Here is a 20288-nt window from a genome sequence, read left to right as displayed (position 1 = left end):
CATAAAGAAGCGGCTCCTCTGTTATTTCAGTGGGACCTCAGGCAGTACGGTTGTTTTTGGCGAAGAAGAGGAAGCCGGCCATCAGCACAATGCCTACGGGCAGGGAGATAAGGCCGGGCAGACCCGCTGTCACCAGCAGTCCGGCGACCAGGTAAGTGATGCCGGAGATCACCGCGCAGGAGATGGCGTAGGGCAGCTGAGTGGACACATGGTTGACGTGGTCACACTGGGCACCGGCGGAGGCCATGATAGTGGTGTCGGAGATGGGGGAACAGTGGTCACCGCACACCGCACCGGCCATACAGGCGGAAATGCAGATGATGGCCATGGGGTTGCTCATCTCAAACACGCTCTGGACAATGGGAATCAGGATACCGAAGGTACCCCAGCTGGTGCCGGTGGCGAAGGCCAGCAGACAGCCCACCACGAAGACGAGCACGGGCAGGAACACCTGGACTCCGGAGGCGGAGCGGACGAAGTCCCGGACGAAGAATTTGGCGCCCAGGGAATCGGTCATACCCTTCAGGGACCAGGCAAAGGTAAGGATCAGGATGGCGGGCACCATAGCCTTAAAGCCCTCGGGAATGCAGCCCATCATCTCCCTGAAGGTCATGGACCGGCGGATGAAGTAGTAGACAAAGGCAAACAGCAGGCCGAAGGCGGAGCCCAGCATCAGGCCCACGGAGGCGTCGGAGTTGGAGAAGGCGACCACAAAGTCATGATAACCATCCGCTCCCGGCACAAAGAACTCGCCGGAGTAGATCATGCCAATGATACAGGCCGCCACCAGCACGGCTATGGGCAGCACCAGGTCCAGCACGGAGCCCCTGGATTCGTCCACCTCGTCGTCAAGCATGGCGTAGGGGTTGGAGCCGGAGAAGAGGTCGCCCTTCTCAATGGCGTTCTTCTCATAGCGGGCCATGGGGCCGAACTCCACATTCATCACCACCATGCCCACCATCATAACAATGGTCAGCAGGGCGTAGAAGTTGTAGGGGATGGCCTGGATAAACAGGTTCAGGCCCTGGCCGTCCTCGGCGAAGCCGGCCACGGCGGCGGCCCAGGAGGAGATGGGGGCAATGATGCAGATGGGGGCGGCGGTGGCATCAATGAGGTAGGCCAGCTTGGCCCGGGAGACGTTCTGCTTGTCGGTGATGGGCCGCATGACAGAGCCCACGGTGAGGCAGTTGAAGTAGTCGTCAATGAAAATCAGGCAGCCCAGCAGGATGGTGGCCAGCTGGGAGCCGGCCCGGGACTTGATGTTCTTCTTGGCCCAGCGGCCGAAGGCGGCGGAGCCCCCCGCCTTGTTCATCAGGCACACCATAGCGCCCAAAATGACCAGGAAGATGAGGATACCCACGTTGTAGCTGTCGGACAGGGAGGCCACAATGCCGTCGTTAAAGGCGTGTAGCACGGTGCCCTCAAAGGAGAAGTTGGAGTAGAGCAGTCCGCCCACCACAATGCCGATAAACAATGAGGAGTAGACCTCCTTGGTAATCAGGGCCAGAGCAATGGCAATGACCGGGGGCAGCAGGGCCATGGGGGTGTTGAAAAAGTGACTGGGGGACTGAATGTAGCCCACATAGCCGCTGTCGGCGCAGGTGTCGCAGGGGACGGCCTCCCCTTCGTCAGACAGGACTATGCCCAGCGTGCCGCAGTCGGGGCACTCAATATACTTGGTGCCGCTGAGCTCGGTGGGGTCTCCGGCGGCAAAGGCGGTGCAGGCCATGGCCAGGAGCATCATCACAAGAACGATGGCCCTCACGGCCCAATTTCTTCTGGTTGTCATATGTAATTCCCTCCTATGTAGTTTGGGGGCACACAAACCCCCGTTCGCGCAAAACAAAAACCATGGTGCGCAGAACGCGCCCCATGGCAAAACCGGACATCCCCAGTCCTGGACCGGGGATCTCTGGATAGCGCTCCACTTTCGTGACAGTCCGTGAGATGTTATCCCCCGGCCCAGGAAAAACGGCCCAGGCAGGCCGCTTGACCTTCGGCGGCGCACCCTCTCCCGTGGGACGGCTGCCTGGCCTTGTCCCGCGGTACGCATGAGCGCCGCGCCTCTATCCTCATATGAAATTGGACATATCCTACCACGAACTGATACAGATGTCAAGCCCAAATCCCTGGAAAGATGACGGAAAATCAGCCCTTCTCCCCCTCCGGACCGGCCATAAAGAAGGTAAAGGTGCCGGTGGCCACTGTTTTCTCCCTGGTATCGGTGATAACAATTTGAATCACCGACAGCTGCCGGCCCATTTTCTTGGGTGTGGCCTGGCAGAACAGGTCCCCCTGGGCGGGGCGGAGGAACTCCATAGAGCTGGAGCTGGTAACGCACCGCCCGCCCCTGGAGCAGGCGCAGCAGCCCCCCACCGTGTCCGCCAGAGTGGCCATAGCTCCGCCATGAATCATGCCGTGGGGATTGACAGAGGTGGGGCCGGCGCGGAGCACACCCCGGGCCAGGCCGGGCTCCACGTGGGTGACCACAATCCCGTTTTCGTAAGAAAATTGGTTGGGCCGGTTGACCACGTCCGGAATTGGATGACTTTTCTCTTCCATATCCTCTTACCTCCTTGTAAATCTCAGGAATTGTACCATATTTCTCCCTGACTGGCAAGCCGTCCAGGAAAATAAGAAGGGGAATCAATTTTGGCGTTGCAGGGCGCAACGACCCCGGCGCACCGTCCGCAACAGCTGCAAACCTGCGGCGGGCCGAGGTTGTCCCGCCCTACAAATATGGCAGGATGTTCCAATATGGATTTTCCTGGGAAATAAGAAGTGTCCTGTTTCGCACTTTATAGCAAGCATCAGAATTGGCATGATCTGTTGGGGCGGCCTGTGGCAGCCCGCTTGCTACAGGAAACGCCATCTTTTTTGCGGGCGGCCACAGGCCGCCCCTAAAATCTGCGAAAGGGACACTCCCGCAGTTCCGGGGGTCGCGGTTTTGGGAGCAGGGCATAGAATGGTATAGTTCCCCGCACGATTTTCGCAAGCAAAGGAGTCTTACATTATGGAACTGAAAGTTGACCGCCCCGCTCTGGCCGGGCAGAATATTGACCCGGCCACCTTTCAGCGGGTGTGGGACCGGGTGATGCCTGAACAGGCTGCCGAAAATACATCCATCCCAGATACCGCTGTCCCCGCTGTACCCACTCAGCCGGCGGAGGAACAGCCCCCCGCCTCTGCCCCTCTGGCTGCGGCAAATCTTCCCGCTGTGCCCGAATGTCCCGCCCTCTCTCCTGTCCCGGACTGTCCGTCCATGCCCACAGTACCCGACTGTCCCGCTTCGCCGGACCAGCCTGACTGCCCGGCACTGCCCGCCGTGCCTGACTGTCCCCCGGACAGCCAGTGCCCCGCCTGTCCGGAGTGTTCTGCCTGTCCGGAATCTCCCCGTACCCTTGGGGCGGTGTCCGCGGCAAGGACGGCCCCTGTTCCGGAAACTCCGGCCTTCTGTCTGGGCGAGGCCTCCCAAGGGGACAGCCAGCCGCTGGAGGAGCTGATGACTTTGGCCTGTACCGGGGCCGCCGCCGGAAGAGCCATGGCCCGCCGGGCCAGCGGCGCCTGCGCCAAAGCCCTGTCCGCCCTGGCACGGGACCACCGCTCCGCCTTCCGCAGGCTGTCCGCCGCCTATTTCCTCATCACCGCCAAACGGTATACCCCTAAATGCGAGGCCCTCAAGCTGCCCGCCTCTCTGCCCCTGGCCCTGCGCCAGCAATTCCTGTGGGAGCAGCAGTGGGAGCAGAAGAACAGCCAGGGGGCCCAGTCCACCACCGACCCCTGCCTGAAGGAGCTCTACTTGGAGCTGGCTCAGGAGGGCTCCTTCCACGCCGGAACCATCCGGTCGTTACTGGAACAGATGGCTTGACTTGATCCCGCCTTCTGGGTTACACTAAGGAAAACGCTCTCCAGAGCGGAAATGAGGTGCGCTATGATCCAGACCTTTGACCTGTCCTATCCTTCCTGTGACGGCATCCACACCGTCCACGCCCGGGAGTGGGTGCCGGAGGGTACTCCCCGAGGTGTGGTACAGATCGTCCATGGGGTAGCGGAGCACATTGGCCGGTACGACCCTGTGGCCCGCTTTCTGGCCTCCCACGGCTATCTGGTGTGCGGTGAGGACCACCTGGGCCACGGCCTTACCGCCGGGGGCAAGTTCGGCTACTTTGGCCCCAAACAGGGCTGGAACCTGGTTTGCGGGGATATCCGCCGCCTGCGGAAGCTGGAGGGGGAGAAGCACCCCTCCCTGCCCTACGTCATCCTGGGCCACTCCATGGGCTCCTTCCTCACCCGGACCTATCTGATCCGCTGGCCGGGGACAGTGGACGCCGCCGTTTTGTCCGGCACGGGCCAGGAGCCCGCTGCCGCCGTGGCCTCGGGGAAGGCTCTGGCCGGCACTCTGTGCAGGCTCCGGGGCCCCGACCATGTGAGCAAGCTGGTCAACGATCTGTCCCTGGGGGCCTATAACCGGGCCTTCAAACCCAACCGCACCCCCTCCGACTGGCTCAGCCGGGACGAGGCCCAGGTGGATATCGCCCTGGCCGACCCGCTTTGCAATTTTATGCCCACAGTGGCCATGTTTCGGGACATGATGGGCGGTTTGCAGTTTATTGCCGACAGGCAGAATCTGTCTAAAATGAACCGGGATACCCCCGTCTATTTCCTGTCCGGCGACCACGACCCGGTGGGCTCCATGGGTGAGGGAGTATGGAAGGTGGAAAAAATGTTCCGTTCCGCCGGATGCAGGGATGTGACTGTAAAGCTCTACCCCGGCGGCCGCCACGAGATGTTCAACGAGATCAACCGCCAGGAGGTCTTCAACGACCTGCTGGCCTGGCTGGAAAGTAAGCTGACATAGATGAAGCAGCAGGAAGAAATTATAAAACTGCTCCAAAAAGGGCGCGTCCGGCTGAATCCAACCGCCGCGCTGGACGCGGTCCGTCAATTTGAGAGGCAATACCACATCACACTGCCCCGGGAGTATATCTGGTTTATCACAACAGTGGGAAACGGCTATGATGCATCAAAGGTTGTGCCTGGAAGGCTGATGTATCCCCTGGAGTACAGCGGCTCCAACCGGATTGGCCAGCGTTTTCCCTTGGATGCCCCTTGGTTTTTTCACACCGATCAGTGCCGGCATCCAGAGGCAGAGCCGCAATATCAATATAACATATCCGCCGACCCAGACGGACTGCGGGAGCGTGTTCAATGCGGCTGTCTTACTCTTACCGTTGAAAAGAAACGGAATCTTCCGCTGGAGCAAACCGTTTTTCTGGTCGTCAATGGTGCCGCCAGGGAGCAAATCTGGACGCTGAATTATAACTCCTGCCGTGGTCTGGGAAGCTATGACCGCCTGGGTACAGCGACTTTTTTAGATTGGTTGGAAGGACATTTAACTGGTTTTCAAACTTGACCTGAAAAAGCCGCTCTTACGAGCGGCTTTTTCTCAAACATACCCATACATCCCCCGGACGGATACCTCTCCGGCGCAGATGGTCTCCTTTTTGCCGTTGTACAGCTCTACCACCAGGTTAAAGTTTTCGTCGATCTCCAGGGCGAAGGCCTGACGGCGGGCGGTTGGGGTGATAAGCTGGACCTGATGGCCGGTGGTGACGCAGTCCGCCCGGTACTTTGCCAGATATTCGGCCCGGTCCTCCGGGTAGGCGGCGTACATCCGGTCCAGCGCCAGGATGACCTGAGCGGCCAGTTCCGAACGGCGCACAGTCCGGCCCAGAATCTGGGACAGGGAAGTAGCCATGTCCCTTATTTCCGGGGAAAAATCCTCAGGCTCATGGTTTACATTGATGCCGATACCGGTGACCATATAGTCCAGGGCGTTGGTCTCGCTTTCAATGTTCAGCTCGGTGAGGATGCCCACCAGCTTTTTGCCGTTTACTACAATGTCGTTGGTCCACTTGATTTGGGGGCGGAGGCCGCAGCAGGCCTCAATGCCATCGCACACCGCCACCGCCACCCAGGCGGTAAAGTCAGAAACCTGGGCAGGTTCCAGATTCGGGCGGAACAGGGCGGACAGATACAGCCCCTTGCCCCGGGGGGACTGGAACCCCCGGCCCCGGCGGCCACGGCCCCCGGTCTGCTCCTCGGCGGTGACCACCAGACCCTCGGGAGCCCCGTCCATGGCCCGGCGCTTGCACTCGGTGTTGGTGGAGTCGATCACGTCCATGCAGGCCAGCTGGGAGCCGATTTTCGCGTCGGACAGCAGCCCAAACAGCTCCCCCACCCGCAGACGGTCGGGGGCGTCCTCCAAACAGTAGCCCCGGTTGGGGGCGGAGGAAATGGTGTACCCCTCCTGACGCAGGCCCTCAATGGCCTTCCACACCCCGGCCCGGCTGATGCCCAGGGTCTTGCTCATGGCCTCCCCGGACAGATACTCCCCCTGCCGCTCCCGCAGCAGGGCCAAAACTCGTTCCCGGCTCATGGACGCTTCCTCCTTTGGCAAGGGCCGGGCAGATGCCCGGCCCTGTTGTCTGTTACTGATTTATTCCGGAGATATAGGCGTCAATCAACGCCTCCAACTGCTCATATTGGTATGCTTTTCCAGGGTTTTCTTTGAAGATCTTGAGTAAATCGTATGCCATGGCCTTTTAAACATCTTTTCTTTCATTTTCGGCTGGCATCCCGCAACCCTTCTTATTCATTGGGGTTACTGCTCATCCTGGATCAGGCCGTAGTCCCCGTCGTTGCGGCGGTAGACCACGGCAAAGGCCCCGTCCGCCTCCTCATCCCGGAAGGCGAAGAAGCTGTGGCCCACCAGGTTCATCTGCAAAATAGCCTCGTCCCTGGTCATGGGCTTGATGGGGAAGGTCTTGCTGCGGACAATGCGGTACTCGCCCTCCTCCGGCTCCTCGGGGGCGAAGGTGGATACCTCGACCTCCACCGCCCGCTCAAAGGCACCCTGACGCAGCCGCTTCTCCAGGCGGGTCTTGTTCTTGCGGATCTGACGCTCCAGGGTGGTGACAGCGGCATCAATGGAGGCGTGCATATCGGAGGTGCTCTCGGAAACCCGGAAGATGGTGCCGCTGGAGCGGATGGTGATTTCCACCTTGTTGTTCCGCTCCTTCTCTACGCTGAACGTGATAGCGGCGGTAGCGTCCTCCTTAAAGAAACGGTCCAGCTTACCCACCTTTTTCTCGGCGTACTTGTGTACGGAATCGGGCAGGGTCACCTTTTTGTCCGTAAATACGAATTTCATCGAATCGCTCCTTTCGCCCAGAGGGCTGGTATAGGCCGGAATGGGTGATATCCCCTCCGGTTATCCTTATTATACCACAAAGAGTCGGAAAGTCCACTGGTTTTTGTTAAAATTTTCTAAACTCTTTGGCCGCCAATGAGAACGGCCCTCACCTCTCCCAGCAACTCCAGGGGGTGGCGGCTGGTGATTGTAATGTCCGCCTCCTTGCCGGGGGTGAGGGAGCCCAGCGTTCCGTCCAGCCTGGCGATTTTGGCGGCGTTGACGGTGATGGCGGCCAGGGCCGTCTCCTCGTCCAGACCGCCCTTCACGGCCAGGGCGGCGCACAGGGGCAGGTACTGGATGGGCACCTCCGGGTGGTCGGTACAGATGGCGAAGGGGACCCCCGCCCGGTGGAGAACCGCTGGATTTTCCAGTGTCATGTTGGCCAGCTCCGGCTTGGAGCGGTCCCCCAGGGCGGGGCCGGTGATGACGGGGATGCCCTCCCGGGCCAGCAGCTCCGGGATCAGATGGCCCTCGGTGCCGTGGACAATAACGCACTTCAGGTCAAATTCCTTTGCAATACGTACTCCGGTGGCGATATCGTCCGCCCGATGGGCGTGGATGTGGATGGGCAGCTCCCCCCGTACCACCGGGAGCAGGGCCTCCAGCTTGGCGTCGTAGTCAGGCGGATCGGTGTCCTCGTCCTGGGCGGCCTTGTTCAGCTTTTCGCCATACTCCACCGCCTTGCGCAGATTTTCCCGGATGATGGCGGCGGTAGCCATACGGGTGATGGGGGTCTCATCCCGGTGGTGGTAGACCTGCTTGGGGTTCTCCCCCAAAGCCAGCTTCATAGACACCGGGGCCTGTACCACCATAGCGTCCACCCAGCGGCCGTCCGTCTTAACGGCGGCAAACTGCCCGGCAATGGGGTTGGCCGACCCGGGCCCGGTGAGAACGGTGGTCACCCCCGCCGCCCGGGCCTCGGAAAAGCAGCGGTCCAGGGGGTTGATGGCGTCGATGGCCCTCAGCTGAGGGGTGCAGGGGTCGGTCTCCTCGTTGCCGTCGTCGCTCTCAAAGCCGATCGCGTCGCCGAACATCCCCAGATGGCAGTGGGCGTCGATAAAGCCTGGGCAGATATGCCCCCCCTGGGCGTCGATAATCTCTCCCTCCCAACTCGAGGGACACTCCTTCATGGGCCCCACCTTTGCAATTTTGCTCCCTGTGACGGCCACATAGCCGTTTTCAATAATCGGGCTGTCCATGGTGTGGACTGTTCCGTTGACGATAAGCATATCATTCTCCTTCTATGGTTTAATCACAGCTATGAGTCCCCATTTCAAACCAGTTTCTCAATCTGCCGCACTTGGGACATTTGTGTTCTGCAATTTTCTCACAAATCCATTGGGCAACTCCAATTTCTTTCATCCGCAAAGAATCCGGAATCACATTTGCGTGATTGCAAATCCCATTGATAACCGGTTTAGTGCTGAACTCTCTCAGCTTCACACAGGGAAATTCCTCGCATTCATAGCAGCGCGTAATATGGTGGCTTGCGGCACAGTCCAAAAAACCATGGTCGGCACAGCCCCTGCATCCCTCGCGCACCAAATCCGAAAAGCAGCCGTGACATTCCTCGGGAAACGACGGACACGCCCCGCAAAACAGGCCGCAGATGGACGCACACGCCTCATCAGGAATCCGTTTCATTGCGATTACCTCCAAATTTCAGCCCCTCCGCCTCCATGCGCAGGCGGTAGAAGGGACACACCCAGTCCAGCTCTTGTTCCATCGTGTCCTCCAGTGCAGCCAGCCGCCGCTTGCCCACCCGGCGGTCCAGCAGGGCAAAGACGCGGACAAGGGGTGTCCTGCTGGTCAGGCTGGCCTCAATGCTCTGGTTGTCAAACTCATGAAAGGCGTTGTAAAAGACGTACTGGTCAAACAGACCCTGGTCCAGAACGGTCTGTTGGATGGCGCTGGGCTCCTCTTCAGAGCGGTAATACATGCTCCAAAATGTACCATCATAATCATAATAATTGCTCTTGAGTATCTCCACCCCGTCCACCAGGATCGCAGCCCGGCCCTCCTGGTCGTGGCTCTCCCGGTAGGTGGTGGCGAAGTACCGCACCCGGCCCCGCAGGGCGGGACAGAGGTAGTCTTCTTCCAGTTTTTTTCTTGTGCCGCTCCAGGTGGGCATAGATCAGACCTCCAAAAACCGACAAAGGTTCCCATTGACTTGATTTCCAAATTATGGTAGACTTGTCCCAGCTCGACCAATATGCTTTGTGCGAGTCTCTCCCCGCACATGGGCGCTCCGAATGGGGCGTCTTTTTTATTCCCGCACCAGGGCGTACATGGTCATGTCCAGCACTTTCCCGTTTTTCACCGCGTTGCTGCGCAGGGTGCCCTCCAGCTGAAAGCCCGCCTTCTCCAGCACCCGGCGGGAGGCCGCGTTATAAGCGAAGGGCTCGGCAAAGATCCGGAGTATGTCGGAGTGGTCAAAAACATACCGGCATACCTGCTTCACCGCGCTGGCAGCATACCCCTTTCCCCAGTAGGGCTCGCCGATGTAGTAGCCCAGCTCGGCGGTGCGGGAGTGGATATTTTCCCCCCGGAACACGCCGATGCTGCCGATCACCGCGTCGTCCACAGTGATGGCGAAGGCGAAGGTCTTTGTTTCGTCTGCCGCCAACATGGAGCGGATATACTCCTCCCCGTCTTCCGGAGTGTAGGGGCAGGGCAGGCCGTCCCGCAGGTTGTCCAGCACCTTGGGGTTGTTGAGCATCTCGGCCAGACGCTCCCGGTCCGAAATCCTCCACTTGCGAATCATGCAATCCATGTCGGTCACCTCACACAACAAAACAAACAGGGGCCGTCCGCAGACGGCCCCCACTTCACTATACACGCTACCGGCGTCCGCCGCCGCCCCGGCGGTTGCCGCCCTTCTTTTCAATGTACCGCAGCTCTGACAGCTTGCTGTCGGAGGACTGCATAAACTGCTTGAGCCGGTCCTCAAAGTCGGTAGGCTCCTTGGGGGCCTGGTGGACAAAGCCCATGGGGCGGGAGGAACCTCCGCCCTGTCTGGGGGGACGGCTTCCGCCGCCCTGACGGGGGCCACCCTGTCTGGGGGGGCGCTGGGGCGGGGGCTCCACCTGCTTGATGGACAGATTGATCCGCTTGGCCTGGTCAATCCCGATAATCTTCACCCTGACCTCCTGCCCCTCGTGCAGATGGTCGCTCACCTCATTCACATAGGAATAGGCGATCTCCGAAATATGGACCAGACCGGATTTCCCCTCCGGCAGAGCCACAAAGGCCCCAAACTTTGTGATACCTGTCACCTTGCCATCCACGATGGTCCCTACACCTAACTCCATTGAAGGCCAAATCCTCCCTTGTATAATTTGCAACACACGTACTGCGGCGGCGCGGCCAGTCAGTTGGCCACGTCGATAAACAGAGTTTCGTTCTCCTCCACATAGCCCCGGTCCCGGGCCACCTGCTCCAGCATCTCAGGGTCTGAGCTGTTTGCGATGGCGTCTTCCAGCTTTTTGTTTGCCAAACGCTGGTCGGACACCTGCCTGGCCAGGTTGTCCCGCTGAGCCTGAACGTCCTGGATTTTCCCCCTCAGGTCCAGCAGAGAGATGGCCATGTAAATCAGCAACACCAGCACAACGATTTTGGTCAAAAATCCGGCCCGTTTGAAGGTCATGAACATCCTCTCCTCTCTCCCGAAGGGTACGGCGGCGGGCCGCTGTATCCAACTGCTCTGTTGTGGAATCTATTCTATACCATTTTGAACTGGAAAGGAAGACATTTTTTATAAGTTTTCTGATTTTTTTCAGAAGTGCCCCCGCTACCCCCAGCGGAAAGGTCAAAATGCCCAAAAGAGCGGCCATCAAATCGGCTCCCAGGTACCCCAAACGCAGCAGCCACGGGCTGATTGCCCAGAAATACAGGGCTCCGCCCACCAGGCAGAAGGCCGCGCCGTACAGCCGGACCTGTCCGCCCCAGGCCCCCTGAGACCAGACAAAGAGGGCCGCTGTGGCCGTCAGCCAGAACAGCAGGTCCAGCAGCGGCCCCAGCAGCGGGACCTTCACCCGCACCCGCAGGATGCGGAACAGGTCGTACACCACCCCCATGGCACCCCCCAGCAGCAAGGCCTGGCACAGGGCCCGGCTCTGCTGCACCACATCCACGGTCATCCGCCCAGCAGCCGGGAGAAAAATCCGCCGCCCCGGCGTCCAATGTCGGTCTCGTAGATCAGGGCGCTCACCCGGCCCTCCACCCGCAGGTCGCCCCCGTCCAGTGACAGCTTTTCGATATGCAGTCCCTCCCCCTGGATCTCCAGGGCCCCCTGGGCGGTGGTGAGGAGGATGGTGTTCTCATCAAAGCTCTCCACCTCCTCCACGCCGGAGACGGACAGCTGCTCCCGCTCCTCCAAAATGATGTGGTGGGCCATCTCGGGACGGGCCCGGTCGTCCACAAACGCCATAGCGCTTCCCCCTTTCCCTCTATCCTATGGGGAGAGCAGCAGGGTTTATGACTGCTTTGAGAAAGGTGCTCCTTTGCGGCTTGTGGGTGACAAAACCGTATTAGAAAGCCCTTGCTGATGGCAACATCGGCAAGGGCTTTTCGTTGTCTGTCAATCCATACCGGCCTGCCCCTAAATGTGTCCACAAGGGGGGACCTGGCCATGGATGGAGGAGAGGAACTGTTGTCTGGCCCACTTTTTAGTGTGGTCCACGAACAACTGGGTGATGGTGGACAGGGCGGCGTCCTTTTTGACCGCCACAGCGATATCCCGGATGATGGGCATATCGAAGGGCTTGGCCACCACGTGATAGCGGTTGGGGATCAGCATCAGGTCATGGATTATGCTAATGCCCAGGCCGGCCTCCACCATAGACAGGATGGCGTAGTCGTCGCTGCTCTCGTAGCGAATTTTGGGCTTTTGCTGGAGCTCATCCAGAAACTTGGCGATTTCGTAGTCCTGTTCCTCTCTTACGTTAATAAAATCCTCGTTGGACAGCATTTCCACGGGAAAATAGGGGGCGTCGGCCATGGGGTGGTCCTGGGGGAGGACGGCCACCAGGCTGTCCTGAACCAGGAAGGAGGTGTCCAAGTCATCAGCGGCGGGCAGGGCGACAAAGCCGCAGTCCACCAGCCCTTTGCGCAGCCAGCCAGCAATCTCGTTGTACTCCCCGTTAAGCAGATTGAAGTTGATGTGGGGATAGGTCTCCTGAAAGGATTTGATAATGGCGGGGAGCAGGCCGCAGGAGAAGCTGGAGAAGGTACCCACCCGGATGGAGCCAGAGGTATGGCTGTGCAGCTCGGCCACTGTGCGATTGAGGGACTCATAACCGGAGCAGATGACCTGGAGCTTGGGCAGCAGCATCAGCCCCTCGGAGCTGATCTCGATGCCGGAGCGGTTCCGGGTAAGGAGGGTGACGCCCCAACCCTTTTCCAGGTCGGCGATCATGCGGCTGACGGCGGACTGGGTATAGCCCAGCTGGGCGGCGGCGCGGGTGATACTGCCGGTCTCGATGGTCTTCAGATAGGCGATGTACTTCTGGATGCTCATAAGAAATCGGCTCCTTTTCTTTGTGTATTTAAACCAAAGATTCATTCAAAAACGGAATGTTTGACAGAAAAAATCATGGCTTGTATATTCTGTCCAATAATTATATAATAAGAACCAGGAAAATTCAACACAATCTATATCGGTGTCTTTGAGAAAGGGGCAAAAAAGCCGGTAAAGGTTGCGGCAGTAGGCGTTTAACGCTTCAAAAAGTTTCCAAAAGCCCGTGTAAAATACGGGCGGAATATTCAAGGAGGTAATGTATCATGATCCGTTTTTCTGTTTGCGGCGCCGCCAGCTATGCCTTGGGTGAGCTCCTCCGCCTGATGGTGAACCATCCTGAAACCCAGGTGGCACACCTGGCCGACAGCTTCGCCGCCGGCCACAAGATCCAGGACGAGCACCCCGCTCTGGTGGGCTTTTACGACCAGGAGATCCTGCCCATGGACGACGCCACTCTCGATATGATCGTCCGGGACAGCGACGTGGTCTTCACCGCTGTAGACGCCGGCACCGTGCCCGGTATCGCTGCCAAGGTGCTGGCCGGGGGCAAGAAGTTTATCGACTTCGGCGCCGATATCCGCTTCCGGGACGCCAAGACCTGGGAGAAGTGGTACCACCTGGACCATCCCGATCATCAGATGACCAAGGACGCCGTCTACTGCATCCCCGAGGTTATGCGTGACCTGGCCAAGGGAGCCAGCCTGATTTCCAATCCCGGCTGCTACCCCACCGCCTCCACTCTGGGCCTGATGCCCATCCTGAAGGAGGGTATGGTGGTGGAGAACACCATCATCGTGGACGCCAAGAGTGGCTTTACCGGAGCCGGCCGCCGTCCTGCCCCCAACAAGCTGCTGGCCGAGGCCAGCAACAGCTTCTGCGCCTACGCCCTGGGCGGCAGCCACCGCCACACCCCCGAGATCGAGCAGAATATCGCTTACATTACCGGCAAGGACCTGATGAAGCCTGAGACCTGGCAGTTCATCAACTTCCAGCCCCACCTCACCCCCCAGATCCGGGGTATCGAGGTCACCCTGTATGCCACCTTGAACAAGGATACCAGCGATGAGGAGCTGTTTGAGCTCTACAATCGTTACTATAAGGACGAGCCCTTTGTCCACGTGTTCCCCGCCAGCAAGCCCGTCCAGACCAAGTGGACCGCCGGCACCAACCTGTGCTGCATCACTCCCACCTTCGACAAGCGCACCAAGAGAGCCGTCATCAGCTCCGTCATTGACAACATTGGCAAGGGCGCCGCCGGCCAGGCCATCCAGAACATGAACATCATCTTTGACCTGCCCGAGACCACCGGCCTGATGATCCCTCCCATGTACCCCTGATCTCCGCCGGGAGCCCCCTTGCGAAGGGGGCCTTATGAAGCGAAAGAGTCAGCCAAGCAGCTGAAATCCCCTGATTCTACGCTTGGTTCGCATCTGTAATTTAGAAAGGAGCAAAACGCTTATGGCTTATAAAGTGATCGAGGGCGGCAGCATTACCAGCCCCAAGGGATATCTGGCCGGCGCCTGCTATGTGGGCGTGAAGAGCCGCAAGAGCGACAAGCCCGACGTGGCCGTCCTCTACTCCCAGGAGCCCGCCTCCTGCGCGGCCCTGTTCACCACCAACAAGTTCTGCGCCGCCCCCGTGCTGCTGGGCCGGGAGGTGCTGAAGAAGGGCAAGGCCCGGGCTGTGGTTATCAACAGCGGCAACGCCAACGCCGCCACCGGCGAGCAGGGCCTGGCCAACGCCAAGAAGGTGGAGGTCCTGGCTGAGGAGCTGCTGGGCCTGGGGGAGGACGAGGTGTTCGTCAGCTCCACCGGCGTTATCGGCCAGCAGCTGCCTGTGGAGAAGGTGCTGGACGGTGTGCGCCGCATTGTGCCCAACATGACTGTGGAGCAGGGCACCGACGCCGCCTGGGCCATCATGACCACCGACCTGGCGAAGAAGGAAGTGGCTTATGAGCTGGAGCTGTCCGGCGGCACCATCCGTATCGGCGCCATGGCCAAGGGCTCCGGAATGATTCACCCCAACATGGCCACCACCCTCAGCTATGTCACCACCGACGCCAAGGTGGAGGCCTCTGTTCTCCAGCCCCTGCTGAAGCGGGCCGCTGACAAGAGCTTCCATATGCTCACCGTGGACGGCGACACCTCCACCAACGACTCCCTGTTCCTGTTTGCCAACGGGGCCTCCGGCGTTGCCATTGAGACTGAGGAGGACAAGGAGGCCTTTGCCGCCCTGCTGGACGGCATCTGCATTGACATGGCCCGCCGTATCGCCGCTGACGGCGAGGGCGCCACCCATCTGATGATTGTGGAGGCCAAGGGCCTGCCCACCGAACAGGACGCCCGCCTGGTGGCCCGGTCTATCGCCGGTTCCACTCTGTTCAAGGCCGCCGTCTTTGGCCGGGACGCCAACTGGGGCCGCATCATGGCCGCTGCCGGCTACTCGGGCGCGGACGTGGACCCCACCAAGGCCGACTGCATCCTCAAGAGCGCCGCCGGTGAGGTGGCGGTGATGGAGGCCGGCTTCGGCACCGATTTCAGCGAGGAGCTGGCCAAAGCTGTCCTCACCGAGCACGATATCACCATTATTGTGGACTTCCACAGCGGCGACGGCCAGGCCACCGCCTTCGGCTGCGACCTGACCTACGACTATGTGAAGATCAACGGCGACTACCGCTCTTGATGGGAAGGAGACCGCATGAACGAAATCGCCAATAAAGTGGAGACCATGCTGGAGGCCCTGCCCTACCTGAGCAAGTACGCCGGAAAGATCGTGGTCATCAAGTACGGCGGCAACGCCATGATTAACGAGGAGCTGAAAGCCAACGTCATTAAGGACGTGGTCCTCCTCAAGGCCATGGGCCTCAAGCCCGTGCTGTGCCACGGCGGCGGCCCCGGCATCAACAAGATGCTGGAGCAGCTGGATATCCCCGTGAAATTCATCAACGGTCTGCGCTACACCTCCGCCGAGATTATCCGGGTGGTGGAGATGGTCCTTATCGGCCAGGTGAACAGCGAGCTGGTGGGCCGCATCAACGCCCAGGGCGGCAAGGCCGTCGGCCTGTCCGGCATCAGCGGCAACCTGTTCCAGTGCGTCCAGCGCAGCGAGGAGCTGGGCTATGTGGGCGACGTGGTGAAGGTCAACGCCGAACCGGTGCTGGCCATGCTGGACGCCGGGTTCATCCCCGTGGTGGCCCCCGTGGGCACCGACGGCCAGGGCAACAGCTTCAACATCAACGGCGACACCGCCGCCAGCAAGCTGGCCGGGGCGCTGAAGGCGGAGAAGCTGATGATCCTCACCGACATTGAGGGCCTGTGCAACGACATCAAGGTGCGGGACGTCATCTCCTACCTGAACGTGGCCGACGTTCAGGGCCTGAAGGACCAGGGCACCATTGCCGGCGGTATGATCCCCAAGGTGGACTGCTGTGTGCAGGCCATTGAGGAGGGTGTCACCAGCGTCCATATTATCGACGGGCGCCAGCCCCACAGCATGCTGTATGAGGCCTTCTCCACCGAGGGTATCGGCACCACTGTGGGCACTGCCCAGCCCAGCGTGGGCATCAAGTGGAATAAGTGATCCAATTCCCGCCCCTGCGGGGGCGGGAGCAACATAAAATTTATTTAGGAGGTCATCCCTATGCTTCAGAATTACACCAGCAACGCCGCCGCCATTGCCGACGCCGACAAGTATCTGTATGGCAACCATGCCCGTATGCCCATTGTCATGGATAAGGGTGAGGGCTGCTACGTGTGGGACCTGGACGGCCGCAAGTTCCTGGACTTTGTGGGCGGTATCGCCGTCAACGGCCTGGGCCACTGCCACCCCGCCATTGTGAAGGCCATGGAGGAGCGGGCCCACACCATGCTCCACTGCTCCAACTACTATTACAACGCCCCCGCCATCCAGGTCTGCAAGATGATCGTGGAGAACAGCTGCTTTGAGAAGGTGCTTTTCGCCAACTCCGGCGCCGAGGCCAACGAGGGCCAGATCAAGCTGGCCCGTAAGTACGCCGTGGACCACGGCCACCCCGAGCGCTACGTGGTCATCAGTATGCTGAAGAGCTTCCACGGCCGCACCCTGGCCACCGCCACCGCCACCGGCCAGGAGATCGTCCATAATCCCAAGTGGTACTCCCCCCTGCCCGAGGGCTTCCGCTACGCTGAGTTCAACAACCTGGAGTCTGTGAAGGAGCAGCTGGACGACAAGGTGTGCGCCATCCTCACCGAGCCCGTCCAGGGCGAGGGCGGCGTCCGTCCCGCCACCCAGGAGTTCCTCCAGGGCCTGCGTGACATCTGTGATGAGCGGGGCATCCTTCTCATGTTCGACGAGGTTCAGGTGGGTTCCGGCCGTACCGGCAAGCTGTTTGCCCACCAGAACTACGGCGTGGAGCCCGACACCTGCTCTATGGCCAAGGCGCTGGGCTCCGGTGTGCCCATCGGCGCGGTCTGCGCCCGGGGCGACGCCGCCAAGACCCTGATTCCCGGCACCCACGGCTCCACCTTCGCTGGCGGTCCTCTGGCCTGCGGCCTGGCCGCCGCCACCCTGGACACCATGCTCAACGAGGGCGTGATGGACAACGCCGTCAAGGTGGGCGAGCACTTCCGTGCCGAGCTGCAGAAGATGGTCGACAAGCACCCCGGCGTGGCCAAGGAGGTCCGGGGCCTGGGCATGATCAACGGCGTGGAGCTCACCGACAATGAGATCGGGCCCAAGATTGTGGACAAGTGCTTCGAGCAGAACGTGCTCATCAACTGCACCGCCGGCAACGTACTGCGCTTCATCCCGCCTCTGATTGCCTCCGAGGCCGAGTGCGACATCGTTGTGGCCGCCGTGGACAAGGCGCTCACCGAGCTGGGCAAATAAGACAAGATTTCTCCCTGGCAGACGGGCCGGGTGCCCGTCTGTCAGGGGACAGGTGTGTGCTTTACATGCAGGAAATCCTGCATCTGCCGCGTTGCGGCAAGCACAAGTTGTTGTTATAAACGCATAACCGCCCTATGAAGTTATCTTTTTACTTTGGTAAAAATCGCCGACAAAAATAGACGGAGCTTCACTTCAACCTCTGAAAAGTGAATCTTTTTGGAAAAATACTTGCGTTTTTGTCAGCGCTGTAGTATAATAAAATCGCGGCCCGGATGTGGGCCATCCGCCTCGTCCGGACGGGCGCAAGAGGAGAGGAACAGGGGAGGAGAGGTGTTGCGATTAACTCTGCGCGGAATACCCACGGATTACCAGAAAACGTAACGTTATCCCACACAAATGCATTTGTTTGTCTTGGAACCTGACGGATTCCCGGACAAAGGAGTGTATGCATTAAGAAAGGTTGGTAACATCAGTGAGTGAAACAAAGAAAACGAACGGCCGCATGCCCAAGCTTTGGGAGGCCCTGATTACCCTGGCCGTCCTGATTCTCGCCCTGGCGGTGGGCATCATGTACTATGAGGTCGATCCCCATGTTCCCATGTTTGTGGGTGTCTGCGCTGCGGCCCTGATGGCAATGCATCTGGGCTATAAGTGGGATGAAATTGAGAAATCCATGATGGACGGCATCTACAAGGCCCTCCAGTCCTGCTGTATCCTGATTATCGTCGGTATCCTCATCGGCACCTGGATTGACGCCGGCGTGGTGCCCTCTATGGTCTACTATGGCCTGAAGATCCTGCACCCCGCTATCTTCTTTATTGCCGTTGTGCTGATCTGCTCCATCACCTCCCTGGCCACCGGCACCTCCTGGGGCACCATGGGCACCATGGGCGTGGCCTTTATGGGCATTGGCTTCGGCCTGGGCATGAGCCCCGCCATGACCGCCGGCGCCATCCTGTCCGGCGCCTACTTCGGCGATAAGATGTCCCCCCTGTCCGACACCACCAACCTGGCCCCCGCCATGGCCGGCACCGACGTGATGAGCCATGTGAAGGCCATGCTGCTGCCCACCGCGGTGACCTACGGCATTGTGCTGGTCATCTTTGGCATCATGGGTGCCACGCAGTATCACGGCGGCGACGCCGACATGAGCCGCGTCAACGAGTTTGCCATGGCTCTGAATGCCGCCGAGGGCGGTGTGTTCAACATCAATCCCATCCTGCTGCTGCCCCCCGTGGTCGTCATTGTGGCGGTGGCCATGAAGGTCCCGGCCATCCCGGGCATTACCCTGGGCATTGTGGTAGGCGGCGCGCTGGGCATGATTTTCCAGCCCAACTGCAACCTGGGTTCGATTTTTAATTTCGGCATCAACGGCTACGAGTTTAACGATGCCGCGCTGGCCATGTTTGAAGCCAACCTCACCGAAGAAACCGCTTATACCATGACCCGCCTGCTGGAGAGCGGCGGCATCCTGAACATGATGTTCTCCGTCTCCATGACCATCATCGCCATGATGTTCGGCGGAATTATGGAGTACACCCACCAGCTGGAGGTCGTTGTGGACCAGCTCAAGAAGCTGGCCAAGGGCCCCGTCGGCCTGGTCGTTCTTACCGAGGGCACCTGCGTGTTCTCCAACGCCACCATGCCCGAGCAGTACATCTCCATCGTGGTCCCCGGCCGTATGTACGCCGAGGAGTACCGCAAGATGGGCCTGCATCCCACCGTGCTGTCCTCCGCTCTGGAGGGCGCCGGCACCGTGACCTCCGCCCTGATTCCCTGGAATACCTGCGGTACCTTCATTTCCTCCACGCTGGACATCGAGGTGGCTACCTATGCTCCCTTCGCGCTGTTCAACTGGATGATGCCGCTGATAAACATCCTCTTCGTGGTTACCGGCATCACCCTGAAGGACCTGGACGGCAAGCCCTTCAAGAAGCAGAAGGCCAAGGCGTAATTGCCGCTGGCATCTGAAATAATTGCAAGCACACAGGAGTCCGCCAAAACGGCGGACTCCTGTTCTTGATCCGCCAGCAGAGTTTCTGCGGAAATACCCTCTATCAGGTGGACAGCTTTTTTACAATCCGCTCGGGCACCTTCTGTAACAAGGATTCGGACTGGCATACCATTCGCATCCACGGCCAGATGTATTCAAGTAACTCCCACACTTTATCGCTTATGTCATGCCGATGATACGAAGCATCCATCTTTCTCTCCCCTGTCTTTTTAAGATACTTCCATTCAATCACAATCCCTTCGCCTTGTGTAGACACTATCTAAAACCTTAATGTTTATACTGAAAAAACCCATTTTTACACTTACCCCCAGTCAATCAGATTTTAGAAGACCAGCCAGCATAATAATTTCATCAATATATGGAATTGGGTCAGGAATAAACATATTAGTGAAATCATTGATATAAGCAACCCATATATGTCCAACATTGAGCGCGCCATATCCATCCCCTCCACCGAAGTTATTATGAAGCTGGCCCTCGCACTGGACACCGCGCCGGACGGGTTTCTGGTGGGGACCAGCCGCTGGCCTGAGGAGGATTGGAGGTCGGTAGCGGAAAAGCTGCGCACTTTGAACGCCGGGCAGCTGGAGCTGGTCCGTCGTTTTATCGACCTGGCAGCGGAACAACCGTTATAG

Annotated in this window: 21 protein-coding genes, 1 pseudogene and 1 riboswitch; of the genes and pseudogenes, 9 read left to right on the top strand and 13 right to left on the bottom strand. The window is 59.4% G+C overall.

Going from position 1 to position 20288, the window contains the following annotated elements; all coding sequences use genetic code 11:
* Positions 1 to 37 precede the first annotated feature (37 nt).
* On the bottom strand, positions 38 to 1789 hold the full coding sequence (locus NFS22_RS04805; RefSeq protein WP_251316601.1) for a Na+/H+ antiporter NhaC family protein: 1752 nt from the start codon (positions 1787 to 1789) through the stop codon (positions 38 to 40).
* A gap of 120 nt (positions 1790 to 1909) precedes the next feature.
* Positions 1910 to 2077, bottom strand: a riboswitch (Lysine riboswitch).
* 71 nt (positions 2078 to 2148) lie between these two features.
* Positions 2149 to 2562, bottom strand: coding sequence for a PaaI family thioesterase (locus NFS22_RS04800; protein WP_251316600.1), 414 nt, complete (start codon positions 2560 to 2562; stop codon positions 2149 to 2151).
* A gap of 451 nt (positions 2563 to 3013) precedes the next feature.
* On the opposite strand from NFS22_RS04800, the gene NFS22_RS04795 reads away from it, so the two are divergent.
* From NFS22_RS04795 to NFS22_RS04785, 3 genes are all read left to right on the top strand, one after another.
* Positions 3014 to 3868: a hypothetical protein gene (locus NFS22_RS04795; RefSeq protein ID WP_251316599.1), complete on the top strand. Its 855-nt coding sequence runs from the start codon at positions 3014 to 3016 to the stop codon at positions 3866 to 3868.
* A gap of 63 nt (positions 3869 to 3931) precedes the next feature.
* Positions 3932 to 4858: an alpha/beta hydrolase gene (locus tag NFS22_RS04790; protein WP_251316598.1), complete on the top strand. Its 927-nt coding sequence runs from the start codon at positions 3932 to 3934 to the stop codon at positions 4856 to 4858.
* Positions 4859 to 5413, top strand: a complete 555-nt coding sequence (locus tag NFS22_RS04785; protein ID WP_251316597.1) for an SMI1/KNR4 family protein — start codon at positions 4859 to 4861, stop codon at positions 5411 to 5413. It abuts the gene before it with no gap.
* Positions 5414 to 5446: 33 nt separating this feature from the next.
* Here NFS22_RS04785 and NFS22_RS04780 read toward each other — a convergent pair whose 3' ends face one another.
* The 11 genes and pseudogenes from NFS22_RS04780 to NFS22_RS04735 all read right to left on the bottom strand — a co-directional run bounded on the left by NFS22_RS04780 (position 5447) and on the right by NFS22_RS04735 (position 12773).
* Positions 5447 to 6439 (bottom strand): biotin--[acetyl-CoA-carboxylase] ligase, encoded by a 993-nt coding sequence (locus NFS22_RS04780; RefSeq protein WP_251316596.1) that lies wholly within the window; start codon positions 6437 to 6439, stop codon positions 5447 to 5449.
* Between the two features lie 225 nt (positions 6440 to 6664).
* Positions 6665 to 7213, bottom strand: a complete 549-nt coding sequence (hpf, locus tag NFS22_RS04775; protein ID WP_251316595.1) for a ribosome hibernation-promoting factor, HPF/YfiA family — start codon at positions 7211 to 7213, stop codon at positions 6665 to 6667.
* A gap of 116 nt (positions 7214 to 7329) precedes the next feature.
* On the bottom strand, positions 7330 to 8484 hold the full coding sequence (locus NFS22_RS04770) for an amidohydrolase (RefSeq protein ID WP_251316594.1): 1155 nt from the start codon (positions 8482 to 8484) through the stop codon (positions 7330 to 7332).
* A 19-nt stretch (positions 8485 to 8503) separates the two neighbouring features.
* Entirely contained in the window at positions 8504 to 8899 is a 396-nt protein-coding gene (locus NFS22_RS04765) for a DUF3795 domain-containing protein (RefSeq protein WP_251316593.1), read from the bottom strand.
* A complete protein-coding gene (locus tag NFS22_RS04760; protein WP_251316592.1) occupies positions 8883 to 9386 on the bottom strand; it encodes an SF0329 family protein in 504 nt (167 codons plus the stop codon). The genes NFS22_RS04765 and NFS22_RS04760 overlap by 17 nt, the downstream gene beginning before the upstream one ends.
* 135 nt (positions 9387 to 9521) lie before the next feature.
* The gene (locus tag NFS22_RS04755) at positions 9522 to 10028 is read right to left on the bottom strand and encodes a GNAT family N-acetyltransferase (RefSeq protein WP_251316591.1); all 507 of its coding nucleotides are present in this window, start codon (positions 10026 to 10028) and stop codon (positions 9522 to 9524) included.
* Between the two features lie 67 nt (positions 10029 to 10095).
* Positions 10096 to 10566: a S1 RNA-binding domain-containing protein gene (locus tag NFS22_RS04750; protein WP_251316590.1), complete on the bottom strand. Its 471-nt coding sequence runs from the start codon at positions 10564 to 10566 to the stop codon at positions 10096 to 10098.
* Between the two features lie 59 nt (positions 10567 to 10625).
* Entirely contained in the window at positions 10626 to 10901 is a 276-nt protein-coding gene (locus tag NFS22_RS04745) for an FtsB family cell division protein (RefSeq protein ID WP_251316589.1), read from the bottom strand.
* Between the two features lie 235 nt (positions 10902 to 11136).
* Positions 11137 to 11394, bottom strand: a pseudogene (gene yabQ / locus NFS22_RS24020) (spore cortex biosynthesis protein YabQ); the annotation flags it as partial.
* Complete coding sequence (gene yabP / locus NFS22_RS04740) at positions 11391 to 11684, bottom strand: sporulation protein YabP (RefSeq protein ID WP_251316588.1); 294 nt, start codon at positions 11682 to 11684, stop codon at positions 11391 to 11393. The gene yabP and the pseudogene yabQ, both read right to left, overlap by 4 nt.
* Before the next feature lie 171 nt (positions 11685 to 11855).
* Complete coding sequence (locus NFS22_RS04735; RefSeq protein ID WP_251316587.1) at positions 11856 to 12773, bottom strand: LysR family transcriptional regulator; 918 nt, start codon at positions 12771 to 12773, stop codon at positions 11856 to 11858.
* Positions 12774 to 13036: 263 nt separating this feature from the next.
* Here NFS22_RS04735 and argC point away from each other — a divergent pair, with 263 nt between their 5' ends.
* From argC to NFS22_RS04700, 6 genes are all read left to right on the top strand, one after another.
* On the top strand, positions 13037 to 14110 hold the full coding sequence (argC, locus tag NFS22_RS04730) for an N-acetyl-gamma-glutamyl-phosphate reductase (protein ID WP_251316586.1): 1074 nt from the start codon (positions 13037 to 13039) through the stop codon (positions 14108 to 14110).
* 121 nt (positions 14111 to 14231) lie between these two features.
* Positions 14232 to 15455, top strand: coding sequence for a bifunctional glutamate N-acetyltransferase/amino-acid acetyltransferase ArgJ (gene argJ, locus NFS22_RS04725; RefSeq protein WP_251316585.1), 1224 nt, complete (start codon positions 14232 to 14234; stop codon positions 15453 to 15455).
* 15 nt (positions 15456 to 15470) lie between these two features.
* Entirely contained in the window at positions 15471 to 16352 is an 882-nt protein-coding gene (gene argB, locus NFS22_RS04720) for an acetylglutamate kinase (RefSeq protein ID WP_251316584.1), read from the top strand.
* Positions 16353 to 16412: 60 nt separating this feature from the next.
* Positions 16413 to 17639 carry an aspartate aminotransferase family protein gene (locus tag NFS22_RS04715; RefSeq protein ID WP_251316583.1) on the top strand — a complete coding sequence of 409 codons (1227 nt, stop codon included), beginning with the start codon at positions 16413 to 16415 and terminating at the stop codon, positions 17637 to 17639.
* Between the two features lie 472 nt (positions 17640 to 18111).
* Complete coding sequence (gene nhaC / locus NFS22_RS04710) at positions 18112 to 19593, top strand: Na+/H+ antiporter NhaC (RefSeq protein ID WP_338147937.1); 1482 nt, start codon at positions 18112 to 18114, stop codon at positions 19591 to 19593.
* A gap of 410 nt (positions 19594 to 20003) precedes the next feature.
* Positions 20004 to 20288 (top strand): helix-turn-helix domain-containing protein, encoded by a 285-nt coding sequence (locus tag NFS22_RS04700; protein WP_338147941.1) that lies wholly within the window; start codon positions 20004 to 20006, stop codon positions 20286 to 20288.

It is taken from the genome of Flintibacter muris (assembly GCF_943192995.1).
In the GTDB taxonomy this organism is placed as follows: Bacteria; Bacillota; Clostridia; order Oscillospirales; family Oscillospiraceae; genus Lawsonibacter; species Lawsonibacter muris.
Note: the sequence above shows the minus strand (reverse complement) of the source record. Positions and strands in the feature narration are given on the sequence as shown.